Source organism: Pseudomonas pudica, assembly GCF_015680405.1.
Classification (GTDB): Bacteria; Pseudomonadota; Gammaproteobacteria; order Pseudomonadales; family Pseudomonadaceae; genus Aquipseudomonas; species Aquipseudomonas pudica.
In genome coordinates, this window is the sequence record NZ_JADLJS010000006.1 from 76,755 (window position 1) to 98,564 (window position 21,810).

General features: G+C 63.8%; 21 protein-coding genes. 9 read left to right on the forward strand and 12 right to left on the reverse strand.

Translation table 11 applies throughout. From position 1 onward, the window contains the following. Positions 1 to 3: 3 nt before the first annotated feature. The 3 genes from IRZ77_RS06755 to IRZ77_RS06765 are packed head-to-tail and all read right to left on the reverse strand — an operon-like array spanning position 4 to position 2,333. Positions 4 to 843 carry an HlyC/CorC family transporter gene (locus tag IRZ77_RS06755; RefSeq protein ID WP_046613214.1) on the reverse strand — a complete coding sequence of 280 codons (840 nt, stop codon included), beginning with the start codon at positions 841 to 843 and terminating at the stop codon, positions 4 to 6. Between the two features lie 25 nt (positions 844 to 868). Next, positions 869 to 1,342: an rRNA maturation RNase YbeY gene (gene ybeY, locus IRZ77_RS06760; RefSeq protein ID WP_085599647.1), complete on the reverse strand. Its 474-nt coding sequence runs from the start codon at positions 1,340 to 1,342 to the stop codon at positions 869 to 871. Next, positions 1,335 to 2,333: a PhoH family protein gene (locus IRZ77_RS06765; protein WP_013974342.1), complete on the reverse strand. Its 999-nt coding sequence runs from the start codon at positions 2,331 to 2,333 to the stop codon at positions 1,335 to 1,337. Before IRZ77_RS06765 ends, ybeY begins: the two co-directional genes overlap by 8 nt. 276 nt (positions 2,334 to 2,609) lie before the next feature. Between IRZ77_RS06765 and IRZ77_RS06770 the strand changes: the two genes are divergently transcribed. Then, a complete protein-coding gene (locus tag IRZ77_RS06770; RefSeq protein WP_013974341.1) occupies positions 2,610 to 2,936 on the forward strand; it encodes a DUF1820 family protein in 327 nt (108 codons plus the stop codon). Positions 2,937 to 2,939: 3 nt separating this feature from the next. Here IRZ77_RS06770 and IRZ77_RS06775 read toward each other — a convergent pair whose 3' ends face one another. The 4 genes from IRZ77_RS06775 to IRZ77_RS06790 form a co-directional block, all read right to left on the reverse strand. Then, complete coding sequence (locus tag IRZ77_RS06775; RefSeq protein WP_046613212.1) at positions 2,940 to 3,485, reverse strand: tetratricopeptide repeat protein; 546 nt, start codon at positions 3,483 to 3,485, stop codon at positions 2,940 to 2,942. A 289-nt stretch (positions 3,486 to 3,774) separates the two neighbouring features. Further along, entirely contained in the window at positions 3,775 to 5,058 is a 1,284-nt protein-coding gene (gene hemL, locus IRZ77_RS06780) for a glutamate-1-semialdehyde 2,1-aminomutase (RefSeq protein ID WP_108480708.1), read from the reverse strand. Positions 5,059 to 5,073: 15 nt separating this feature from the next. Then, complete coding sequence (gene thiE, locus IRZ77_RS06785) at positions 5,074 to 5,697, reverse strand: thiamine phosphate synthase (protein WP_046613211.1); 624 nt, start codon at positions 5,695 to 5,697, stop codon at positions 5,074 to 5,076. Positions 5,698 to 5,710: 13 nt separating this feature from the next. Further along, the gene (locus IRZ77_RS06790) at positions 5,711 to 6,508 is read right to left on the reverse strand and encodes a hydroxymethylpyrimidine/phosphomethylpyrimidine kinase (RefSeq protein WP_108480709.1); all 798 of its coding nucleotides are present in this window, start codon (positions 6,506 to 6,508) and stop codon (positions 5,711 to 5,713) included. Positions 6,509 to 6,773: 265 nt separating this feature from the next. Between IRZ77_RS06790 and IRZ77_RS06795 the strand changes: the two genes are divergently transcribed. From IRZ77_RS06795 to IRZ77_RS06810, 4 genes are all read left to right on the forward strand, one after another. Next, positions 6,774 to 8,762 (forward strand): sensor histidine kinase, encoded by a 1,989-nt coding sequence (locus tag IRZ77_RS06795; RefSeq protein ID WP_196173156.1) that lies wholly within the window; start codon positions 6,774 to 6,776, stop codon positions 8,760 to 8,762. Between the two features lie 212 nt (positions 8,763 to 8,974). Further along, the gene (locus tag IRZ77_RS06800; RefSeq protein WP_046613208.1) at positions 8,975 to 10,627 is read left to right on the forward strand and encodes an acyl-CoA dehydrogenase family protein; all 1,653 of its coding nucleotides are present in this window, start codon (positions 8,975 to 8,977) and stop codon (positions 10,625 to 10,627) included. 177 nt (positions 10,628 to 10,804) lie between these two features. Further along, positions 10,805 to 12,268: an AMP nucleosidase gene (gene amn, locus IRZ77_RS06805; protein ID WP_046613207.1), complete on the forward strand. Its 1,464-nt coding sequence runs from the start codon at positions 10,805 to 10,807 to the stop codon at positions 12,266 to 12,268. A gap of 6 nt (positions 12,269 to 12,274) precedes the next feature. Beyond that, positions 12,275 to 12,913, forward strand: a complete 639-nt coding sequence (locus IRZ77_RS06810) for a pseudouridine synthase (protein WP_085599635.1) — start codon at positions 12,275 to 12,277, stop codon at positions 12,911 to 12,913. A gap of 136 nt (positions 12,914 to 13,049) precedes the next feature. Here the strand turns inward: IRZ77_RS06810 and IRZ77_RS06815 are convergent, their stop codons facing one another. Continuing rightward, positions 13,050 to 13,253, reverse strand: a complete 204-nt coding sequence (locus IRZ77_RS06815; RefSeq protein WP_013974331.1) for a DUF2788 domain-containing protein — start codon at positions 13,251 to 13,253, stop codon at positions 13,050 to 13,052. Between the two features lie 53 nt (positions 13,254 to 13,306). After that, entirely contained in the window at positions 13,307 to 13,783 is a 477-nt protein-coding gene (locus IRZ77_RS06820) for an Lrp/AsnC family transcriptional regulator (RefSeq protein ID WP_003249795.1), read from the reverse strand. Between the two features lie 395 nt (positions 13,784 to 14,178). On the opposite strand from IRZ77_RS06820, the gene IRZ77_RS06825 reads away from it, so the two are divergent. Next, the gene (locus IRZ77_RS06825) at positions 14,179 to 14,964 is read left to right on the forward strand and encodes a DUF6515 family protein (RefSeq protein ID WP_108480711.1); all 786 of its coding nucleotides are present in this window, start codon (positions 14,179 to 14,181) and stop codon (positions 14,962 to 14,964) included. 124 nt (positions 14,965 to 15,088) lie between these two features. On the opposite strand, the gene IRZ77_RS06830 is transcribed toward IRZ77_RS06825, so the two are convergent. Beyond that, positions 15,089 to 15,961 (reverse strand): cation diffusion facilitator family transporter, encoded by an 873-nt coding sequence (locus tag IRZ77_RS06830; RefSeq protein WP_108480712.1) that lies wholly within the window; start codon positions 15,959 to 15,961, stop codon positions 15,089 to 15,091. A gap of 22 nt (positions 15,962 to 15,983) precedes the next feature. Beyond that, positions 15,984 to 16,403 (reverse strand): hypothetical protein, encoded by a 420-nt coding sequence (locus tag IRZ77_RS06835; protein WP_046613202.1) that lies wholly within the window; start codon positions 16,401 to 16,403, stop codon positions 15,984 to 15,986. 117 nt (positions 16,404 to 16,520) lie between these two features. Between IRZ77_RS06835 and hrpB the strand changes: the two genes are divergently transcribed. Further along, the gene (gene hrpB / locus IRZ77_RS06840; protein ID WP_108480713.1) at positions 16,521 to 19,049 is read left to right on the forward strand and encodes an ATP-dependent helicase HrpB; all 2,529 of its coding nucleotides are present in this window, start codon (positions 16,521 to 16,523) and stop codon (positions 19,047 to 19,049) included. Between the two features lie 539 nt (positions 19,050 to 19,588). On the opposite strand, the gene IRZ77_RS06845 is transcribed toward hrpB, so the two are convergent. Further along, complete coding sequence (locus tag IRZ77_RS06845; protein ID WP_108480714.1) at positions 19,589 to 20,245, reverse strand: YciC family protein; 657 nt, start codon at positions 20,243 to 20,245, stop codon at positions 19,589 to 19,591. 166 nt (positions 20,246 to 20,411) lie between these two features. Here IRZ77_RS06845 and IRZ77_RS06850 point away from each other — a divergent pair, with 166 nt between their 5' ends. Next, entirely contained in the window at positions 20,412 to 21,167 is a 756-nt protein-coding gene (locus tag IRZ77_RS06850; protein ID WP_085599617.1) for a DUF2076 domain-containing protein, read from the forward strand. Between the two features lie 162 nt (positions 21,168 to 21,329). Continuing rightward, entirely contained in the window at positions 21,330 to 21,809 is a 480-nt protein-coding gene (locus tag IRZ77_RS06855) for a LabA-like NYN domain-containing protein (protein ID WP_046613162.1), read from the forward strand. Position 21,810 lies beyond the last annotated feature (1 nt).

Sequence of the window (21,810 nt, forward strand, 5' to 3'; positions counted from 1 at the left end):
TCCTTAACGGGTGATCGGTGTCAGGCGCAGCAAGTGTATCCGCCGGCTGTCGGCATTGAGAATACGGAACTTGTAAGGGCCGATCTCGGTGGTTTCGTTGCGCTTGGGCAGGTGACCGAAGGCACTCATCACCAGGCCGCCGACCGTGTCGAACTCGTCATCGGAGAATTCGCTGTCGAAGAACTCGTTGAAGTTCTCGATCGGGGTAAGCGCCTTGACCAGGAAGTCACCGCTGGGCAGCGGCTTGATGTAGCTGTCTTCCTCGACGTCGTGCTCGTCCTCGATGTCGCCGACAATCTGCTCCAGCACGTCCTCGATGGTGACCAGGCCGGCCACGCCACCGTACTCGTCGATGACGACGGCCATGTGGTTATGGTTGGCGCGGAACTCGCGCAGCAGCACGTTCAGGCGCTTGGACTCGGGCACGAAAGTGGCTGGGCGCAGCAGGTCCTTGATGTTGAAGCTGTCGCCGTTCTCCTTGAGGATCAGCGGCAGCAGGTCCTTGGCGAGCAGGATCCCGAGCACATCATCGTGGCTTTCGCCGATCACCGGGTAGCGCGAGTGCGCGGCGTCGATCACCGCTGGCAGAAACTCGCGCGGCGACTGGCTGGCCTTGATGCTGATCATCTGCGAACGCGGCACCATGATGTCGCGAACCTGCAGGTCGGCCACCTGGATGGCGCCTTCAACGATGGTCAGCGCCTCGCTGTCCAGCAGTTTGTTCTGATGGGCTTCGCGCAGCAGTTCAAGGAGTTGCTGGCGGTTTTTCGGCTCATGGGCAAAAGCCTGGGTCAGTTTACCCAGCCAGGACTTCTGCCCGTTGCTCGATCGATCTTCGCTCATGGCGGTTCTCGTGATCCTTCGTGTATCAGTGTGTGATGGTATCGGTTTCATCGTCGGCGTACGGGTCGGGATGACCCAGTTCTGCCAGCAATTCCCGTTCCAGGCCTTCCATTTCCTCGGCTTCCTCATCTTCGATGTGGTCATAGCCGAGCAGGTGCAGGCAACCGTGGATGACCAGGTGCGCCCAGTGCGCTTCCAGCGACTTGCCCTGTTCGGCGGCTTCGCGCTCGACCACCGGCACGCAGATCACCAGGTCGCCCAGCAGCGGGATATCGAGCAGGTCGTCGGGGACATCGGCCGGGAACGACAGCACATTGGTCGCGTAGTCCTTGTGCCGATAGTTGTGGTTCAGCTCGCGGCCTTCGGTTTCGTCGACCAGGCGAATGGTCATTTCCGAATCGGCGCTGCGCTGGCGCAGGGCCAGTTCGCACCAGCGGCGAAAGGCGGTGTCATCCGGGGCGGCAGCATCCGTGGCCCGTTGAATATCGAGTTCAAGCATCTTTGCCTGGCGCCTCGGGCTTGGCCTGGCGGGCATCGAAGCGGTCGTAGGCCTCGACAATGCGCTGCACCAGTGGGTGACGAACCACATCTTTGGGTTGGAAGTGGGTGAAACTGATCCCCGGAACGTCCTTCAACACCTCGATGACGTGCGCCAGGCCCGACTTGGTGCCACGGGGCAGGTCGACCTGGGTGATGTCACCGGTGATGACCGCGGTGGAGCCGAAGCCGATACGGGTGAGGAACATCTTCATCTGTTCCAGTGTGGTGTTCTGGCTCTCGTCGAGAATGATGAAGCTGTTGTTCAGGGTGCGGCCACGCATGTAGGCCAGCGGGGCGATCTCGATTACCTGACGCTCGATCAGCTTGGCCACGTGTTCGAAGCCGAGCATTTCGTACAGGGCGTCGTACAGCGGGCGCAGGTACGGGTCGATCTTCTGGGCCAGGTCGCCGGGCAGGAAGCCGAGCTTTTCGCCCGCCTCTACCGCCGGGCGCACCAGCAGGATGCGGCGCACCTGTTCGCGTTCCAGCGCGTCCACGGCGCAGGCCACGGCCAGGTAGGTCTTGCCGGTACCGGCCGGGCCGATGCCGAAGTTGATGTCGTTGGCCAGGATTTCCTTGACGTAGCGTTGCTGGTTGACCCCGCGCGGGCGGATGTTGCCCTTGCGCGTGCGCAGCGACACGCTGACCTCGTTGACGGCCGGGTTGTCGATGTTCTCGACGGTCGATTCCTGCAGGTACAGGTGCACGGTTTCCGGGGACAGGTCGCTGGCCTTGGTCTCGCGGTAGAGACGGCGCAGCAGCTGTTCGGCAGCGGAGGTGGTCTTGGGTTCGCCGATCAGTTCGAACTGATTGCCGCGGTTGCGGATCTCGATGGCCAGGCGCTGTTCGATCAGGCGCAGGTGCTCGTCGAACTGGCCGCACAAGTTGGCGAAACGGTGGGCCTCGAAAGGTTCGAGGATGAAACGATGAGGTTGTATGGGTGCGTTCAAGGTCGTTTTTAGCCGCTCGACGGCAATGGATGTGAACTCAAGAATAACCCTTGAATGCCAGTGGCGAAAGCACTGAAACGTTCAACGGTATGTATGGCCTGCTCCGGCCCTATCGCCGGCAAGCCGGTCTCCCACAGATATTGCACAGGCCTGAAGCTTGCGCAGTACCTGTGAAAGCTGGCTTGCCGGCGATGAGGCCGGGACAGGCAACACAGATCAGCAAACCTGTCTGCTATGATGCCCGCCTTTTCTTACGCATGTGTTATCCCGACGAACATGAGCAAACGCGAACCTGCCATCTATAAAGTGATCTTCCTCAACCAGGGGCAGGTCTTCGAGATGTATGCCAAGCAGATCTACCAGAGCGACCTGTGGGGGTTCCTGGAAATCGAGGAGTTCGTGTTCGGCGAGCGTTCGCAGCTGGTGGTGGACCCGAGCGAGGAGAAGCTCAAAAGCCAGTTCGATGGGGTGATCCGCAGCTTCGTGCCGATGCACTCGATCGTGCGCATCGACGAGGTGGAGCGACTGGGCACAGCTAAGATCAGCGAAGCCAAGGGCGGCGGCAACGTGATGCCGTTCCCCATGCCGATGCCGGAAAAGTAACCCTCAGGGGAGTGGCGAGAACGGCGTTCGCCCTTCGGCGTTCTGCAGTTCGAGCAGGTACTTGCGGAAGATCTGGCCGAGCACCTGGGTGGCATGCTCCAGCTCGTCGCGGGGCATTTGCTCGGTCACTTCGTCGGCCATGTCCAGCGCATCCTCGGCGCCGTTGACCGCGGCCATCTTCAGCAGGATGTAGGCCTGCACATTGTTGGCCTTGACCCCTTCACCACGGAAGAACATGGCGCCCAGGCGGTACTGGGCCTCGGCGTGGCCTTGCAGCGAGGCCTTTTCGAACCAGTTCAAGGCTTTGCCCAGATTTTTCGGCGTTTGCGTGTAGTAGTAATCGCCCAGTTCGAATTGCGCCTGGGCATCCCCCGCCGTTGCCGTCTGCTCACAAGCCTTGAGGGCGTTTGCCAAGTCTTCAGGCTGGACATTCAAGGTGCAGCGGCCCGTCGCCGGAATCAGCAACGAGTTACCGCCCTCCGCCAGGGCCAGCAGGGGCTGAAGAAGCAACAGGCAGCCCAGGGTCAGGGCGCGGCCGGTGCGGTTCATGGGGATCGACTTACCTCTGCAAAGCTGCGGCCAATGTCTCTGGTGGCACATTATGGGATAAGCAGCGCCAACCTTACAAAGTTTTACTCGAATTTCTGCTTGGTTGGGGAAGTCAGCTGATTGTGCATGGGTATTTGTTGCCTGTACCGGCCTCTGTGGGAGCGGCCTTGTGTCGCGAAAGGGCTGCGAAGCAGCCCCAGCAATCTGTGCATTACTGCTGAAGTCCTGGGGCCGCTTTGCGGCCCTTTCGCGACACAAGGCCGCTCCCACAAAAGCGCGGTGCAGCGTGTTATTTCAGGGCTGCAAAAGCCTTCTCAGCCGCATCCAGGGTGATCTGCAGCTCCTTGTCGCCGTGGGCGATGGAGGTGAAGCCGGCCTCGAACGCGCTCGGCGCCAGGTACACGCCACCATCGAGCATCAGGTGGAAGAAGCGCTTGAAGCGCTCGGCATCGCTGGCCATCACGTCTTCGAAGGTGACGATGTCGTCGGCACCGCTGAAGTACAGGCCGAACATGGCACCGGCCTGGGTGGTGACGAACGGCACGCCAGCGGCATCGGCGCGCTGTTGCAGGCCGTCGAGCATGCGGCTGGTGTAGTCGGTCAGTTCGGCGTGGAAGCCCGGGCGGCTGATCAGCTTAAGGGTGGTCAGGCCGGCGGCCATGGCCAGCGGGTTACCCGACAGGGTACCGGCCTGGTAGACCGGGCCGAGCGGGGCGATGCAGCCCATGATTTCACGCTTGCCGCCGAAGCAGCCGACCGGCATGCCGCCACCGACGATCTTGCCGAAGGTCGACAGGTCCGGCTTGATGCCGTAATGGCCCTGGGCGCCGCCGAGCGAAACGCGGAAACCGGTCATCACTTCGTCGAAGATCAACACCACGCCGTGCTTGTCGCACTGCTCGCGCAGGCCTTCGAGGAAGCCTGGCGCCGGCGGTACGCAGTTCATGTTGCCGGCGACCGGTTCGACGATGATGCAGGCAACGGTCTGGCCGACTTCGGCCAGGGTTTTCTCGACGGCGACGATGTCGTTGAACGGCAGGGTCAGGGTGTGCTTGGCGAAGTCCGCCGGCACGCCCGCCGAACTTGGCACGCCCTGGGTCAGCAGACCGGAGCCGGCTTTAACCAGCAGGCTGTCGGAGTGGCCGTGGTAGCAGCCTTCGAACTTGATGATGGCGTCACGGCCGGTGTAGCCACGGGCCAGGCGGATGGCGCTCATGGTGGCTTCGGTGCCCGAGCTGACCATGCGCACCATCTCCATGGACGGCACCAGCGAGCAGACCAGGTCGGCCATCTCGGTTTCCATGGCGGTCGGGGCGCCATAGGACAGGCCGTGCTCCAGCTGCCTGCGTACCGAGTCCAGTACCTCTGGGTGGCCGTGGCCGAGGATCATCGGGCCCCAGGAGCCGACGTAGTCGACGTAGCGCTTGTCATCCTCGTCAACGACGTAGGCGCCTTCGGCATGCTTGAAGAACAGCGGCGTGCCGCCAACGCTCTTGAAAGCGCGGACCGGCGAGTTGACGCCACCGGGAATGTGCTTCTGGGCTTGGGCGAACAGGGCTTCGGAACGGGACATGGGGGTTCTCTCGAATCAGGATGCGAACAAGGCGTTGAAGGCGCGGGCGCGGCGGGTGACTTCCTGCGCGCTGTCGGCACCGAACAGGCCGTGGATCACCGCCAGCAGGTCGGCGCCATGGGCGACCAGCGGGGCGGCGTTGTCGAGGGTAATGCCGCCGATCACCGCGATCGGCAGTTTCACCTGGGCGCGGGCCTGCTCCAGCAGTTCGATGTTGGCAGCGGGGGCACCCGGCTTGGTGACGGAATTGAAGAAGCGGCCAAAGGCCACGTAGCTGGCGCCTTCGTTGGCAGCCTGGGTGGCCAGTTCGAGGCTGGCGTGGCAGGTGGAGCCGATGATCGCCTGGCGGCCGAGCAGGGCGCGGGCCGGGGTCAGCGGGCCGTCGGTCTGGCCCAGGTGCACGCCGACGCCCAGGCGCGCGGCCAGTTCGGCGTCGTCGTTGATGAGCAGCTGGGTGCCGTAGCGCTCGCAGAGCTTCAGCAGCCCTTCGGCTTCACGCAGGCGGCGCGCCGCGTCGTCACTTTTGTCGCGGTACTGCAGCAGGCACACGCCGCCTTCCAGTGCCGCCTCGACATGGGACAGAAAACGGCCAGCGAGCAGCTGGCTGTCGGTGATGGCGTACAGACCGCGTAGCTTCATTGGAGGCCTCGTGTCAGGAGCAGTAATCCAGCGGCAGGCGGCGTGGCACGAATTGGCCCTTGCCCAGTTGTTCGGCGTCACGCAGGGTGCGCCAGGTGTAGTCCAGAGCGCTGCGGACGGCGCTTTCCAGCTGCTCGCCGAGGGCCAGGCGGCCGGCCAGGGCGCTGGCCAGGGTGCAGCCCGAGCCGTGGTAGCTGCCCGGCAGGCGCTGGCAGGTCCAGGTGTGGCGCTGGCCGTCGCGGCTGTACAGGCGGTTGTGAATTTCGTCTTCGTCGCCGTGACCGCCGGTAATCAGCAGGTGTCTACAGAACGGCAACAGTTTCTCGGCACACTCGTCGGCGGTGCCTTCGGGCAGTTCGGCAAGTATGCGGGCTTCGGGCAGGTTCGGCGTGGCGATGGTCGCCAGAGGCAGCAGGCGTTCGCGCAGGGCGTAGCCCACTTCGTCCTTGCCCAGGCGGCCACCACCACCGGCACGCAGCACCGGGTCGCAGACCAGCGGCAGGTGCGGGTGGGCGGCCAGCAGTTCGGCGACAGTGTCGACCATTTCGATCGAACCGAGCATGCCCAGCTTGACGGCGGCCACCGTAGAGTCGGCCAGCACGGCGTTGGCCTGGGCCAGCACCCACTCGCGGTCGAGCACGCGGAAGTCGGAAACGTTGACGGTATCCTGCACGGTCAGGGCGGTCACCGCGGGTGCGGCGTGACAGCCTTGGGCGATCAGGGCTTCGATATCTGCCTGCAGGCCGGCGCCGCCACTGGGGTCGTGGCCGGATAGACAGAGGACAACGGGGCGGGAGCTGTAGGTATTCATGGTCGGCGAGCTTACCACCAATCCTGTTTGGGCGGATCGTCCTACAAACGAGTTTTGTTGATCATAAGGTCAGGTTTTTGCCTGTTTAATTTCTGAAAGCATTGATTTAGAGCCTTTTCTTTGTGATTGGATATGGTCGATTGCCAGGTTGCGAAGCTATGCTAGAGTGCTCGGATAACTCTACAAACGGGTTCTGCCGGATCGTGTCGTCTCAAACGGATGGGAGGCAACCGCGACTCGACTGGACAGGCCATGCTGGGGCTGTATGCGCTATTTGCTGATTGTGCTTTTGGGCTTGCTGCCCGTGCTGGCCGGGGCAGTCGATTTCGACGCAGCTACCCGGCATCTTCCGCTGGGCAAGGCCATGCAGGTTTATGAAGACCCCGATGGCAGTGCCAGCATCAACCAGGTCAGTGCCCCTGGGTTCGCCAAGCATTTTCGCCCCCATCACGAAGACGTGTTGAACGCCGGTTACTCCACTTCGGTGTTCTGGCTCAAGGTCGAACTGCGGCCTGTCGCCGCGGCCGGCGCCGCCCCACGGCAATGGCTGCTGGAGCTGGCCTATCCACCGTTGGACCACCTCGAGTTGTACCTGCCCGACAGCAGTGGCAGTTACCGCCTGGCCCGGCGCACCGGCGACGCCTTGCCCTACCAAAGCCGGCAGATCCTGCAGAACAACTACCTGTTCGAACTGCAGCTGCCGCCTGGCCAGGTGACCACTGCCTACCTGCGGCTGCACAGCCAGGGCTCGGTGCAGGCGCCGCTGGCACTGTGGTCCGCCCAGGCCTACATGGAGGAGCAGCCCACGCGCCTGTATGTACTGGGGATGATCTACGGCGTGCTGCTGGTGATGCTGGTGTACAACCTGTTCATCTACCTCAGCGTGCGCGACGTCAGCTACCTCTATTACATCCTCTATATCGCCTCGTTCGGCTTTTACCAGGTGTCGGTGAATGGCGCCGGTGTGGCCTACTTCTGGCCGGACAGCCCGTGGTGGGCGAATGCTTCGACGCCGTTGTTCATCGGTGCCGCTGGCCTGTTCGGCTGCCAGTTCGCCCGGCATTTCCTGCAACTGGGCAGCATCAGCCGTGGTTTCGACCGGCTGCTGCAGCTGCTGATGCTGGGTGGCGCGCTGGTCATGGTGCTGGCGGTGAGCATGCCCTACGGCGTCGCGCTGCGCATGGCTACGGTGCTGGCATTGCTGTTTACCGTGAGCATCTTCGCGGCCGGGCTATACGCCTGGTGGCGTGGTTTGCGCGTGGCTCGCTGGTTCATCATCGCCTGGACGGCGTTCCTGCTCGGTGGCCTGGTCAACACCCTGATGGTGCTGGGCTACCTTCCGAACCTGTTCATCACCATGTATGCCAGCCAGCTGGGCTCGGCGCTGGAGGTGGCTTTACTGTCGCTGGCGCTGGCCGACCGCATCAACAGCCTGCGCGAGCAGCAGGCGCAGACCTTGCGTGACACCGGGCGCACACTGGAGCAACTGAACCTGCAACTGGCCAGGAGCAACCGGCTGAAAGACGAATTCCTTGCCAGCGTGACCCATGAACTGCGCACGCCGATGAATGGCGTGATCGGTTCGCTGGAGCTGATGCATACCCTGCCGATGGAGGCCGAGATGGCCCAGTACCACCGCACGGCGGTGGGGTCGGCCCAGGGCATGATGGATATGGTTGATGCCATTCTTACCCTGTCCGAACTGCAGGCCGGCCGCCTGCGTGCGCAGCCGGCGCCGTTCAGCCTGCGTGATCTGCTGCAGGGCGTGCGTGCCGGTTATGCCGGGCAGGCTTTGGGCAAAGGCTTGTACCTGAGCCTGGACATCCCGGCCGATGTGCCGGACGGGTTGCTGGGCGATGCTCAGAAGCTGGCACGCTGCCTGGGGTGCCTGGTGGACAACGGTTTGAAGTTCACCCACCAGGGCGGGGTGATGATCCAGGTGCGCGGGCGCCGGGTGGGGCCTGACGACCTGTCGCTGACCTTCATGGTCAGCGACAGCGGTATCGGCTTCGATGACCTCGACCAGGCGACCCTGTACCAGCGCTTCTTCCAGGTCGATGGCTCGATGACCCGGCGTTATGGCGGGCTGGGGATTGGTTTGTCGATCTGCCGGCAGATGGGGGAATTGCTGGGGGCACGGTTGTCGCATGAATCGACGCGGGGGTTGGGGAGCCGGTTCGAGTTGAGTTTGAACATGGCTATTGCGCAGGTGCAGATGGCATCGAATGTTCTGCAGGCGCGACGGTCGCTTTAAAGGTTTTCGCAGGCTGTGCTACGCACGCGATTTATCGCTGACCGGCGCTAAGGGTGCATCAGTCTTCTTGCTGCTCTGCGGCCCTTTCGCGACACAAGCAGCACCTGCAACTGACCGCGTTTCACGCTCTTTAGTCATTAATGTCACTTTGACTGACTCCCAGGGAGTGCTTCACTGGGTCTCTCAAGCCTACCCGGATCCAGGAGCCCCAGATGAACCTGCACCAGTACGCTGAAACCCACGAAGTCACCAACCAGCCACCGCCCCTCGACGGTGCCAACCTTTACCGCCTTGACCTGCCGCTACAGGAATGGTCTCGGCGTTTCGGTGCGGGTTGGGCCGAATCGCGGATCGATGCCTACGGGGCACTGGCCGGCGGCCCGCTGATGCAGGCGGGCTTCCTGGCCAATGCACACAAGCCGGAGTTCAGCAGCCACGACCGCTACGGCCATCGCATAGACCTGGTCGAGTTCCACCCCGCCTACCACGAACTGATGCGCACCGCCGTCGAGCACGGCCTGCCGTCGCTGCCATGGGCCGAACCCCGCCCAGGCGCCCATGTGGCGCGGGCTTCGATGACCTACCTGCACAGCCAGGCCGAGGCCGGTACCGGCTGCCCGCTGACCATGACCTTCGCTGCCGTGCCAGCGCTGCGGCTGCAACCCGAACTGGCCGAATACTGGCTGCCGAAAATCCTCGCCTGCGAGTACGACCCGCGTAACGTCGGTGACCGTCACAAGGCCGGGGTCACCCTGGGCATGGCCATGACCGAGAAGCAGGGCGGCACCGATGTACGCGCCAACACCACCCGGGCTTATCCGGTCGGTGCCGCGGGCCCGGGGCAGCCCTACGAACTGGTCGGGCACAAGTGGTTCTGCTCGGCGCCGATGTGCGATGCCTTTCTGACCCTGGCCCAGACCGAAAAAGGCCTGAGCTGCTTCCTGCTGCCGCGTCACCGCCCGGATGACAGCCGCAACCAGTTCTATATCCAGCGCCTGAAGAACAAGCTGGGCAACAGTTCCAACGCCTCCAGCGAGGTGGAATTCCGCGGTGCCCTGGCGTGGATGGTCGGGGAAGAAGGGCGGGGCGTGCCGACCATCATCGAAATGGTGGCCATGACCCGCTTCGACTGCATGGTCGGCTCCAGCGCCCTGATGCGCCAGGCGCTGACCCAGGCGACCCACCATTGCGCGCACCGCAAGGTCGGCGGGCGGCTGCTGAGCGAGCAGCCGTTGATGCAGAACGTGCTGGCCGACCTGGCGTTGGAAAGCGAGGCCGCGCTGGCCTTGAGCCTGCGCATGGGGCAGGCGCTGGAACAGCTGGAAGACCCGCAGCAGGCGCATTTCGCCCGGCTGGTCACGGCGGTGGGCAAGTACTGGATCTGCAAGCGCGCGCCGGCCATGATCAACGAGGCCGCCGAGTGCCTGGGCGGGGCAGGTTATGTGGAAGACAGCATCCTGCCACGGCTGTACCGCGAAGCGCCGGTCAACTCGACCTGGGAAGGCTCGGGCAATGTGCAGTGTCTGGATGTGCTGCGGGCCTTGTCCAAGGAGCCGGGCGTGCTGGATGCGCTGTTCGCCGAGCTGGGCGATGGGCACGGGGACCCGCGTCTGGCGGCGCACATCGGCAACCTCAAGGGGGCGTTTGCCGACACTGGTGACATGCAGTACCGCGCGCGGCAACTGACCGAGGATATTGCCCTGGCGCTGCAGGCCAAGCTGTTGCTGGAGGCGGGCAATGCGGTGGTCAGTGATGCGTTTATCGACAGCCGCTTGACGGGGGGCGGGCGCGTGTACGGGGCGTTGCCGCGGGGTGTGGATGTGGCGGCATTGGTGACCAGGGCGACGCCAGCCTGGGCAAACTGAGCTGGCTTCTTCGCGGGCACGCCCGCTCCCACAGGTACTGCGTCGTACTTGAGGGCAGTGAAGATCCTGTGGGAGCGGGCGTGCCCGCGAATGGATGCAACACCGATCAATGGGGGTGTATTTAGCCAAGAAGGCAGGCAAGATGGTTCACATGCATGTCCAGACAGGAAGCACAGTGTGAGCCAAGCTTTTGTAGTCGTTGATACCCCCGAGCAGGCCGTCGACCGTCTGGCGGCCCTGCATGAACAGGCCACCGGGGCCCTTAGCCAGGCCCTCAAGCGTTACCTGAAGGACCGTACCGAGCCGGGCGTCGAAGAGCGCGACCTGTTCCGCTACCCGGCGCTGCGCCTGACCTATTACAGTCACGGTGAAGTCGCCGCCACCACGCGGGCCTACGCCAAGGTCCAGGTGGCCGGTACCTACAGCGTCACCATCACCCAGCCGGCTGCCTTCCGTGGCTACCTGCTGGAGCAACTGCGCCCGCTGATGCACGACTACACTGTCACGGTAGAGGTCGGCGTCAGCGAACAGAACATCCCTTACCCCTACGTGGTCGACCAGGGCGACGAACTGGCCGGCAGCGGCATCACCGCCGCGCAGCTGGCGCGGGTGTTCCCCAGCACCGACCTGTCGGCTGCCACCGACAACATCGCCGACGGGCTGTATGACTGGGGCGGTGCCGAAACCCTGCCGCTGGCGCTGTTCGATGCCGCTCGGGTCGACTTCTCGCTGCGTCGCCTGGTGCACTACACCGGCAGCGACTGGCGCCATGTGCAGCCGTGGATCCTGCTGACCAACTATCACCGCTATGTCGACCAGTTCATCAGCCACGGCCTCGACCAGTTGCGTGACGACCCGCGCTTCGTGCGCATGGTGCTGCCGGGCAACGTGGTGATCGAAAAGGGCATGGACCACGGTGAAACCCAGGCCCTGGTGGCCAGCGTGATCTGGCACCGCTACCAGATGCCGGCGTATCACCTGATCGCCGCTGATGGCGACGGCGTCACGCTGGTCAACATCGGCGTCGGCCCGTCCAATGCCAAGAACATCACCGACCACCTGGCCGTGCTGCGCCCGCACTGCTGGCTGATGATCGGCCACTGCGGCGGCCTGCGGCAGTCGCAGACCATCGGCGATTATGTGCTGGCACACGCCTACATGCGCCGTGACGGCATTCTCGACCGGGTGGTGCCGCCGAACATCCCGATTCCGGCCCTGGCCGAAGTGCAGCTGGCCTTGCAGGAAGCCGCCGCGCAGGTCACCGGCGAGCGTGGCGAACAGCTGAAGAAGCGCCTGCGCACCGGCACCGTGCTGACCTACGACGACCGCAACTGGGAGCTGCGCTGGGCCCAGGAGCGGCCGCTGATCAACCTGTCGCGTGCCGTGGCGGTGGACATGGAAAGCGGTACCATTGCCGCCCAGGGTTACCGCTTGCGCGTGCCGTACGGCACCTTGCTGTGTGTGTCCGACAAACCGCTGCACAGCGAGATCAAGCTGCCGGGTTCGGCCAACGCCTTCTACAACCGGGCGGTCAGCCAGCATCTGAAGATCGGCATTGCCGCCCTCGACCTGCTGCGCACCGAGCTCAACTCGCTGCACTCGCGTAAACTGCGCAGTTTCGATGAGCCGCCGTTCCGCTGAGGATCCATGTCACTGCCACCCCGTTCCAAGCCGCGCCGTCCCCAGGCGCGGCCTGCCACCGGCCCGCGTCGCCAGCCCAAGGCGCCACCGGCCGAGCCGCGCCTGATCCTGTTCAACAAACCGTTCGACGTGCTGACCCAGTTCAGCGACGGCGACGGGCGCGCGACGCTCAAGGACTTCATCGACATCCCCGGCGTGTACCCGGCCGGGCGGCTGGACCGTGACAGTGAAGGCCTGTTGCTGCTGACCAACGATGGCGGCCTGCAGGCGCGCATTGCCGACCCGAAGCACAAACTGGCCAAGACATACTGGGTTCAGGTGGAGGGGGAGCCGAGCGAGGAGCAGTTGCAGCGCTTGCGCGATGGCGTGGAACTGAACGATGGGCCGACCTTGCCGGCCGAGGCGCGGCGCCTGGACGAGCCCGAGCTGTGGCCGCGCAACCCGCCGGTGCGTTTTCGCAAGAGCGTGCCGACCAGCTGGCTGGAGCTGGTTATTCGCGAAGGGCGTAACCGCCAGGTGCGGCGGATGACGGCGGCGGTGGGGTTGCCGACCTTGCGCCTGGTGCGGGTGCGGATTGGCGACTGGGCGCTGGATGGGTTGGAGCAGGGGTGCTGGCGCGAAGTGGCGGCGAAGTTGCAGCGCTAGCGGGGGCCGCTTTGCGGCCCATCGCGACACAAGGCCGCTCCTACAGGTGCAGCGCAAACTCAGGCATTGTGCGATCCCTGTAGGAGCGGCCTTGTGTCGCGAAAGGAGCGCAAAGCGCTCCCGGCTTTCTTGAGCCTTACACCCCTTCGAGAAACCCCACCACCACGCTCTTGATGATGAAGGCCAACACCCCCAGCCCCAGCACGAAGAACAGGATCAGGGTCCCGAACCGCCCGGCCTTGGACTTTTTCGCCAGGTCCCAGACGATGAAACCCATGAAACCGATCAACACGGTGACCAGGATGATCATCATCCACTCTTCGAATACGGCGGGATCCATCGGTGTTCTCCAGGCGGTTTGAGCGTCCGATTATACGCCTGCTGGCGCAGGCACTAACGCAGGTGGGTCAAGGGCAGCTCGGTGCTGGCCAGCACCTGGTTCAGCACGAAGCTCGAACGCACGCTGGTGACGCCTTCAATGCGGGTCAGGCTGCCTAGCAGCAGTTTCTGGTAATGGTCCATGTCTGGCACCACCACTTTCAGCTGGTAGTCGGCATCCATGCCGGTGACCAGGCTGCATTCAAGCACCTGTGGCAGGTTGCGGATGGCCGCCTCGAAGGTTTCGAAACGCTCCGGGGTGTGTCGGTCCATGCCGATCAGCACATAGGCAGTCAGGCTCAGGCCCAGCTTCTTGCGGTCGAGCAGGGCCACCTGGCGCGAGATGTAGCCATCGTCCTCCAGTTGCTTGACCCGACGCGAGCATGGCGAAGGCGACAGGCCGATGCGTTCGGCCAGTTCCTGGTTGGAAATGCGCGCATCGCGCTGCAATTCGGCGAGGATGCTCAGGTCGTAGCGGTCAAGTTTGCTCATGGGTTATGCCTTTTCTGTTCGGATTGCGGTGAATTATCAATCCAGGGTGAAAAATTGCGCAAGTGCTATTTATCCAAGCAATCTTCGCAATCATCTGCCGCAGCCTGTCCGGTATCTTTATCCACAGAATCACTGCCCGGACATCAGTCCACGGCGACGCGCCCTAGGCGGGCGGTCGCGGCCAGCCATCCAACAGGATCTGCAGGCCCCCGGGCTACACACCTTCCAGAAGACGGTGTGAGGTGAGCCGGCGCCACAAGTGCCGAGCACGGACGACAATTCCTGAAGGGAGGCCCAGCGGCCTCCCTTTTTTCATGTCCGGAAATTTAATTGGCCTGCATGACAGGCGCGGTAGACTGGCTGTGGTTGCCGTATTTTCTACCGAGAGGAACAGCATGAAGTCGCGCATCTGGCAGTTGGCAGGTGTTGGTGTGTTGGGGTTGAGCATCAGCCTCGGGGCCATGGCCGAAGGGCCGGGCGAAGGGGCGCCGGGCCGCTCGCTCAATTCGCGTGACGAAGTGCAGCAGACCCAGCCGCCACGCCAAGGCTATTACCAGGACATTCCCCGCCGCCATGGCGATAACCACCACTGGGAAGCCGGTGGCCCGGGGCAACGGCCTGGCGGTGACTGGCAGGGGCGCCCGGATGGTCATGGCAATGGCTGGGGGCCGGGGCCGCAGTATCGCCCGGGTCACACCATCGATCATTTCCCGGACCGCTACTGGAAAGTGCCCTACCGTGGCGATGACTACTTCTACTCCGGCGGTTACTGGTATCGCCCCCATGGTGGCCGTTATGTGGTAGTGACCCCGCCCCTTGGCGTGCGAGTCGACTATCTGCCGCCCTATGCGCGGGAAGTCTGGCTGGGCGGGGCGCTGTTCTTCCTGGTGGCCGATACCTATTACCAATACCTGGCCGACAGCCGCGAGTATGTGGTGGTCAACCCGCCGGTTGCGGCGCCGGTACCTGTAGGCGGTGGGTATGACGTGGTGGCCTATCCGATGTATGGGCAAGGGCAGGAACAGCAGGACCAGGACCGTTACCAGTGCCACCGCTGGGCGGTGAACCAATCAGGCTTCGACCCGGCGACGGCGACTTATGCACCGCCGGCCAATGTGGCGGACAACTACCGGCGGGCGCTGGGCGCTTGTTTCAGCGGCCGAGGCTACAGCATCAACTGATCCAGATGTGCTGCCTGTCCCGGCCCTATCGCCGGCAAGCCAGCTCCCACAGTAACCGCGCCGGCCTGAAGCCATGTTTAGTGCCTGTGGGAGCTGGCTTGCCGGCGATAGGGCCCTTGCAGGTTCACACCGGATCCGCATGCACCATCACATCCGCCTGTGGATAACGCTGGCGGATCACCTTCGAGGCCTCCTCGCACAAGGCATGCGCATCATGCAGCGGCAATTGCCCCGGCATCTCCAGATGCAGCTGCACGAACCACTGGTTGCCCGACACCCGCGTGCGCAGGTCGTGCACGCCTTCAACCCCGGGAATGGCCAGCACCAGCGCAGCCATGTCTTCACCAACATCGCCGGGCAGTTCCTGGTCCATCAGGATGGCCGTACTCTCCCGCGCGATCTGCAGCGCGCTCCAGAGGATATAGACAGCGATACCCAAGCCGAACAGCGCATCCAACTGCGGCCAGCCAAAGCGTGCCAGCAGCAGGGCCAGCAGGATGCTGCCGTTGAGCAGCAGGTCCGAGCGGTAGTGCAGGGAGTCGGCCCGCACCGCCGTGGAGCCGGTCAGGCGGATGACCTTGTGTTGCAGTGCCAGCAGGGCAAGGGTCAGCACCAGCGACAGCAGCATCACCCCGATACCGACGGCGGTATCGCCCAAGGGTTGCGGACTGTGCAGGCGGTCAACCGCTTGCACCCCGATCAGCACCGCACTGACCCCGATGAACAGCGCCTGCGCCATACCGGCCAGGGCTTCGGCCTTGCCATGGCCGAACCGGTGGTCGTTGTCGGCTGGCCGCAGGGCGTAGTGCACGGCCAGCAGGTTCAGGAACGAGGCAACAGCGTCCAGTGCCGAGTCGGTCAGCCCGGCCAGCAGGCTGACCGACCCGCTCAGCCACCAGGCCAGCGCCTTGCTCAGGACCAGGATGCTGGCCACCGCCAGCGATGCGCGAGTGGCCAGGCGTAGCAGGCGCTGGTGTTCAGCCGGGGTGGTCATCATCCGTGGGTAGCGTCCTTGTGCTTCAGGCAGCAGGCACCAGGCCCAGGCTGGCCAACTGCTCGATGCTGCCGCGATGCTGGATCAGCCGTGGGTCGTTCAGCGGCAGGCGCTGGCCCAATTCGCTTTCCAGAATGGCCTGCAACTTCAGGTTGTCGACCTTGCCATCGGGGCTCACGGCTTCGCGCAGTTTGACTGGGTCGACCTGGGCGGATCGCCCGCCTGGGTAATAGATGGCGCCCGTGGCGAAGTCGATACCGAAGGCGATCAGCCCCGGGATCACATAGAACAGGATGCCGATGGCATCCATTGCGGCAACCACTGGGTCGATCTTGCCGCCGATCTGGCCACGACGTTCCGGGTACAGAATGGTGCCGCAGGCCGTCAGTTGGGTCAGCAAGGTGACGATGAGGGCGCCACCGATGACGCGGGATGGGATGCGCATGTAAAAACTCCGAAAAGGTATTCAGCAGGGCAAGCGAAACGCCTGCACCTGAAGCTAAGACCATGATAGGGCAGCTTGGGTTCGCCGTTATACTCGCCAGACTGTTCGAGGACCACCATGATTTCATTACCGATCGATGCTGTCTTGCCGGCCCTGCGCCAGGCCCTGGAAAACCGTGACGAAGCGGTGCTGGAGGCGCCGCCTGGCGCCGGCAAGACCACCCGAGTACCGCTGGCGCTGCTCAACGAGCCGTGGCTGGCCGGGCAGAACATTCTCATGCTCGAGCCCCGGCGTCTGGCAGCGCGGGCTGCGGCCGAGCGGCTGGCCAGCGAACTGGGCGAAAAGGTCGGCGAAACCGTGGGCTATCGCATCCGCCTGGACAGCAAGGTCGGGCCGAAAACCCGCATCGAAGTAGTGACCGAAGGCATCCTCACCCGCCGCCTGCAGGCCGACCCGGCGCTTGAGGGCGTGGGGCTGGTGATCTTTGACGAGTTTCACGAGCGCAGCCTCGATGCTGACCTGGCCCTGGCATTGAGCCTGAATGGCCGGGAATTGCTGCGAGACGACCCGCCACTGAAGATTCTGCTGATGTCCGCGACCTTGGAGGGCGAGCGCCTTTCGCGGCTGCTGGATGATGCCCCGGTGGTCAGCAGCGAAGGCCGCATGCACCCTGTCGACATCCGTTGGGGGCGGCCTTTCCAACCGGGTGAGTTCATCGAGCCACGGGTAGTGGACAGCGTGTTGCAGGCACTGGCTGACCAGACCGGCAGTGTGCTGGTATTCCTGCCGGGTCAAGCCGAGATTCGCCGGGTGCACCAGAGCCTGCAGGAAGCGCTGGGCGAGCGCCCCGAGGTCCTGCTTTGCCCGCTGCATGGCGAGCTCGATCTCGACGCCCAGCGTGCAGCCATCGACCCGGCGCCCGAGGGGCTGCGCAAGGTAGTGCTGGCCACCAATATCGCCGAGACCAGCCTGACCATCGACGGCGTGCGCGTGGTGATCGACGCAGGCCTGGCCCGGGTACCGCGCTTCGACCCCGGCAGCGGCATGACCCGCCTGGACACCCAGCGCATCTCCCGCGCCAGTGCTACCCAGCGCGCCGGCCGTGCCGGCCGCCTGGAGCCCGGCGTGTGTTACCGCCTGTGGTCCGAGGCCCAGCATGAACAGCTGGCCGCACACGGCAGCGCCGAGATCCTGCAGGCCGACCTGGCCGGCCTGGCCCTGCAACTGGCACGCTGGGGCGTGACGCCCGAGCAGTTGCGCTGGCTCGACCAGCCCCCCACTGCCGCCTTCGCTCAGGCCCAGGACCTGCTGGCACGGCTCAATGCCTTCAAGCCCGGAAGCCGTGACAACCTCAGCGAACACGGCCAGGCCATGGCCGAGTTGCCGGCGCATCCACGTATCGCGCATCTGCTGTTGCGCGGCCAGGACCTTGGCCTGGCGCAGATGGCCTGTGATGTGGCTGCGCTGCTGGGCGAGCGGGATATCCAGCGCGGCGGTGGTGCTGATTTGCACAGCCGGCTGGCGCTGGTCAGTGGTGAAAGCAAGGCTGCCCGTGGCAGCCACGGCGGCGTGCAGCGTGCGCGCCAACTGGCTCGCCAGTACCGTGGCCTGTTGCGTGGCAAACCACGCGCGCCGGTCGTGGACCCCGATCACCCGCGCTGGCTGGGCGCGCTGCTGGCGCTGGCCTACCCCGACCGCGTCGCCCAGCAGCGCCGCGAAGGCGGTGCGGAATACCGGCTGGCCAACGGCCGAGCGGCGCTGTTTGCCGAAGTCGATGCACTGATGAAGTGCCCGTGGCTCGTGATTGCCGACCTGGGCAGCCGGCAGGGCCAGCGCGAAGAGCGTATCTACCTGGCCGCCGAGTTCGATCCGGCGCTGCTCGAGGGTGTGCTGGCCGAGCAGGTCGAGCGGGTGGATATCCTCGATTGGGACGAGCGCGAGCAGGTGCTGCGCGCCGAGCGCCAAGTCAAGGTCGGCGAGCTGGTGCTGAGCCGCGAACCATTGCCTGGCCTGAATGATGAAGCCCGCGCGAAGGCACTGGTTGGCCTGGTGCGGCGCAAAGGCTTGAACCTGCTGAGCTGGACCCCGGAGCTGCGTCAGTGGCAGGCGCGGATAGCACTTTTGCGTCAGCTGGATCTGCTCAAGGATGGGCAAAGCGAATGGCCCGACCTGGGTGATGAAGCCCTGTTGGCCAGCCTGGAAGATTGGCTGCAACCCTATCTTGGCAAAGTCTCGCGGCTGAGTCATTTCGCTGCCTTGGACCTTCCGTCGATCTTGCGCAATCTGCTGCCCTGGCCATTGCCACAGCGCCTGGATGAATGGGCGCCGACGCATCTGGCGGTGCCTTCCGGCTCGAGCATTCGCCTGGACTACAGCGAGAACCCGCCGATCCTTGCCGTGCGCTTGCAAGAGCTGTTCGGCCTGGCCGACACCCCGCGCATCGCCAATGGTCGTCAGCAGGTGAAGTTGCATCTGTTGTCACCGGCCCGGCGGCCAGTGCAGGTGACCCAGGATCTTGCCAACTTCTGGCGTACGACTTATGCCGAAGTGAAGAAGGATCTGAAGGGCAGATACCCCAAGCACTATTGGCCGGATGATCCATTGGTGGCTGAGGCTACCGCACGGGCGAAGCCGCGCGGCACCTGAGCGGCAGTGTTCAGCTATCTTGCTTAAGCAGGAAGGTGAGTGTTTCGCCTTCTTTCGTGTTCAGCAGGTACTGGATTTGCATTGCCAGAGAGGCTGATGTGGTAATGCAGTCACCGTGTGGATCGGGTGTGCCAGATGGGAGGCTTAATGGCTTCCTCCAGCGCGTCGAGGCTATACAGCCGTCAGACGGGTTGTAAATGAGCATTCCGAGGCTGACTTCAACGCAGCATCACCGAGTATCAAGGCCAATCGTACAGAGCTTCGTGCCTTGAACTTTTGCATCAGGACCTCAGCTCAAGCGCGAAGGTAGCGACTTCGCCTTCCCAGACGTTCAGCGGGGCCGGTGGCTGTTGGTAATTCCAGTAGCTGGGTGCATAGTTCAGACCTTTGCCTTATTACCTCTCTGGTCGAGCAGGTGGCAAAACAGCTCGTCACCGTCTTGGTATAAGGGTTCGGTCTGCCAGTGATCGGTGACTTCGGCTATCTGGTTTAATGCCACCGTCGGGCGTGCGAGCAGAACGAAGACTTTCCCGGATGCCTCAGGCCCCGGCCTCACTTTCCAGCAGCATGAACAGGCGATACAGCACCACGGTGCTGAACAGCTGCAGGAAGCCGCTCAGGCTGTCCATGGCCAGTTCGACACCCGGTGCGGGTTCGGGGAAGGCCATCAGCAGCAGCCCGTCGATCAACCAGATCGGCGCCAGCACACCTACGACACAGATCATGATGCGCATGAAATGCCCAGTGGTCATGCTGGCGCTGTCGCGCATCGACTGCACCACCGGGCGGCCGCGCAGTACCAGCAGGTATTCGGCGAACACCAGATTGATCATGATCCACACGCCCGGGAAGATGAACAGCGCAAGGCCGGCCATGATCAGCAGCGAGCTGATCAGGATCAGCAGGGCCAGTTGCGGCCACAGTTGCAGGGCACGGGCGAACAGGTCGCGCTTGGCGATGTCCCGACCGTTGCTGCGGGTGTCCAGGTACAGGATCAGCGCGGCGCTGTACAGCGGGTAGAACAGCAGGCTGATCAGCATGCCGTAGGCTGGTGATGCCTGGTCGCCCATCTGCCGGTACAGCAACTGGGTGAGCAAGGCTTCCAGCACCACCAGCGGCAGGCACAGCTGGAGAATGTTTGGCAGGTGACGGCGGAAGAAGTACAGGGAGTCGCGCAGGACGCTCAGCGGATTCATCAGTCAAGATCGCATGGCAGTAAAAACAGGGGCTTAACTTTAGCCCAAAGCAGGCTTGGGGCTGTCACTTGCTGAAAAAAGTTTCACGCCGCCGGTGATTGAATCCCACGCCTGTACGCCCCATCTTTGACGCTGTCCGTTGTCCGCTACCCCACGAGGTCGCCCCATGAATACTGAAGAACAAACCCTGATCGATGGCCTGTTCGGCCGCCTCAAGCAAGCCGAGGATCCGAGCCAGCCACGTGATGCGCAGGCCCAGGCATGCATCGAGGAACATGTACGTCAGCAGCCGGCGGCGCCTTATTACATGGCCCAGGCGATTCTGGTGCAGGAGGCAGCGATCAAGCGCCTCGACGAGCAGAACAAGCAACTGGAAGCCGAACTGAAGCAGGCCCGTGCCCAGGCCGAGGCCGCCCGCGCCAGCAGTGCGCCGAGTAATGGCGGTGGTGGTTTCCTGTCCAGCATCTTTGGTTCGGCTGGGCGCAATGCGGCCCCGGCCGCGCAACCGCAGCGTCCCGCTGCAGCACCCGTGACATCTGGCGGTGGCTGGCGTGAGCCATCGGCGCCGGGCTTTTCCCAGCCACAAGCGCAGCAGCCTGGCTTTGGCGCTGCACCGGCACGCAGTGGTGCCAGCAGCTTCCTTGGCGGCGCGATGCAGACTGCAGCCGGTGTGGCGGGTGGCGTGTTGCTGGCGCAGGGCATCAGCAGCCTGTTCAACCACAACTCGCAGCCGGAGGAGGTGGTCGAGGTGATCAAGGAAGAGCCGGCGCCGGCCAGTGACAACGGTGGCTGGAACGACTCGGGGGCGCAGCAGCAGGTAGCTGACAACGGTGGCTGGGGCAGCGACCAGGGTGGTTATGCCGACAGCGATTATGGCAGCGATGATGGTGGGTTCTTCTCGGACGACGATTCGTACGTCTGACAGGTCTGGCATACTGCTGGCGATTCTGGGGGCGCTTTGCGCCCCTTTCGCGACACAAGGCCGCTCCTACAAGGGTACGCGAACCCCTGTGGGAGCGGCCTTGTGTCGCGAAAGGGCTGCACAGCTGCCCCCAGCACTCCAGGCCGACCAAGGGGTTCCAAGGTGAAAAAGATCGCGTTGTTCGCCGATGTGCAGAACCTCTATTACACCGTGCGCCAGGCCCACGGCTGCCATTTCAACTACACCGCCCTGTGGGCCGACGTCAGCCGCGAAGGCCAGATCGTCGAGGCCGTGGCCTATGCCATCGACCGTGGCGACAGCAAACAACAGCAGTTCCAGCAGATCCTGCGCAACCTCGGTTTCGATGTGCGCCTAAAGCCCTTCATCCAGCGCAGCGATGGCTCGGCCAAAGGTGATTGGGATGTGGGCATTACCCTGGATGTGATCGACGCCGCCAGCCGCGTCGACCAAGTGGTACTGGCCTCTGGCGATGGCGATTTCGATCTGCTGCTGGAGCGGGTGAGACAGCGCCATGGCACCGAAGCAGTGGTGTATGGTGTGCCCGGGCTTACCGCACTCTCGCTGATCCGTGCCGCCACCCGCTATGTGCCCATCGAGGGTGCGCTGTTGCTAAAACACTGAG

Excerpts from the sequence above, each read along its gene's own strand:
- IRZ77_RS06755 (WP_046613214.1), bottom strand. The coding sequence starts at position 843 with ATGAGCGAAGATCGATCGAGCAACGGGCAGAAGTCCTGGCTGGGTAAA.
- ybeY (WP_085599647.1), bottom strand. The coding sequence starts at position 1,342 with ATGCTTGAACTCGATATTCAACGGGCCACGGATGCTGCCGCCCCGGAT.
- IRZ77_RS06770 (WP_013974341.1), top strand. The coding sequence starts at position 2,610 with ATGAGCAAACGCGAACCTGCCATCTATAAAGTGATCTTCCTCAACCAG.
- IRZ77_RS06775 (WP_046613212.1), bottom strand. The coding sequence starts at position 3,485 with ATGAACCGCACCGGCCGCGCCCTGACCCTGGGCTGCCTGTTGCTTCTT.
- hemL (WP_108480708.1), bottom strand. The coding sequence starts at position 5,058 with ATGTCCCGTTCCGAAGCCCTGTTCGCCCAAGCCCAGAAGCACATTCCC.
- thiE (WP_046613211.1), bottom strand. The coding sequence starts at position 5,697 with ATGAAGCTACGCGGTCTGTACGCCATCACCGACAGCCAGCTGCTCGCT.
- IRZ77_RS06790 (WP_108480709.1), bottom strand. The coding sequence starts at position 6,508 with ATGAATACCTACAGCTCCCGCCCCGTTGTCCTCTGTCTATCCGGCCAC.
- IRZ77_RS06795 (WP_196173156.1), top strand. The coding sequence starts at position 6,774 with ATGCGCTATTTGCTGATTGTGCTTTTGGGCTTGCTGCCCGTGCTGGCC.
- IRZ77_RS06800 (WP_046613208.1), top strand. The coding sequence starts at position 8,975 with ATGAACCTGCACCAGTACGCTGAAACCCACGAAGTCACCAACCAGCCA.
- IRZ77_RS06810 (WP_085599635.1), top strand. The coding sequence starts at position 12,275 with ATGTCACTGCCACCCCGTTCCAAGCCGCGCCGTCCCCAGGCGCGGCCT.
- IRZ77_RS06815 (WP_013974331.1), bottom strand. The coding sequence starts at position 13,253 with ATGGATCCCGCCGTATTCGAAGAGTGGATGATGATCATCCTGGTCACC.
- IRZ77_RS06820 (WP_003249795.1), bottom strand. The coding sequence starts at position 13,783 with ATGAGCAAACTTGACCGCTACGACCTGAGCATCCTCGCCGAATTGCAG.
- IRZ77_RS06825 (WP_108480711.1), top strand. The coding sequence starts at position 14,179 with ATGAAGTCGCGCATCTGGCAGTTGGCAGGTGTTGGTGTGTTGGGGTTG.
- IRZ77_RS06830 (WP_108480712.1), bottom strand. The coding sequence starts at position 15,961 with ATGATGACCACCCCGGCTGAACACCAGCGCCTGCTACGCCTGGCCACT.
- IRZ77_RS06835 (WP_046613202.1), bottom strand. The coding sequence starts at position 16,403 with ATGCGCATCCCATCCCGCGTCATCGGTGGCGCCCTCATCGTCACCTTG.
- hrpB (WP_108480713.1), top strand. The coding sequence starts at position 16,521 with ATGATTTCATTACCGATCGATGCTGTCTTGCCGGCCCTGCGCCAGGCC.
- IRZ77_RS06845 (WP_108480714.1), bottom strand. The coding sequence starts at position 20,245 with ATGAATCCGCTGAGCGTCCTGCGCGACTCCCTGTACTTCTTCCGCCGT.
- IRZ77_RS06850 (WP_085599617.1), top strand. The coding sequence starts at position 20,412 with ATGAATACTGAAGAACAAACCCTGATCGATGGCCTGTTCGGCCGCCTC.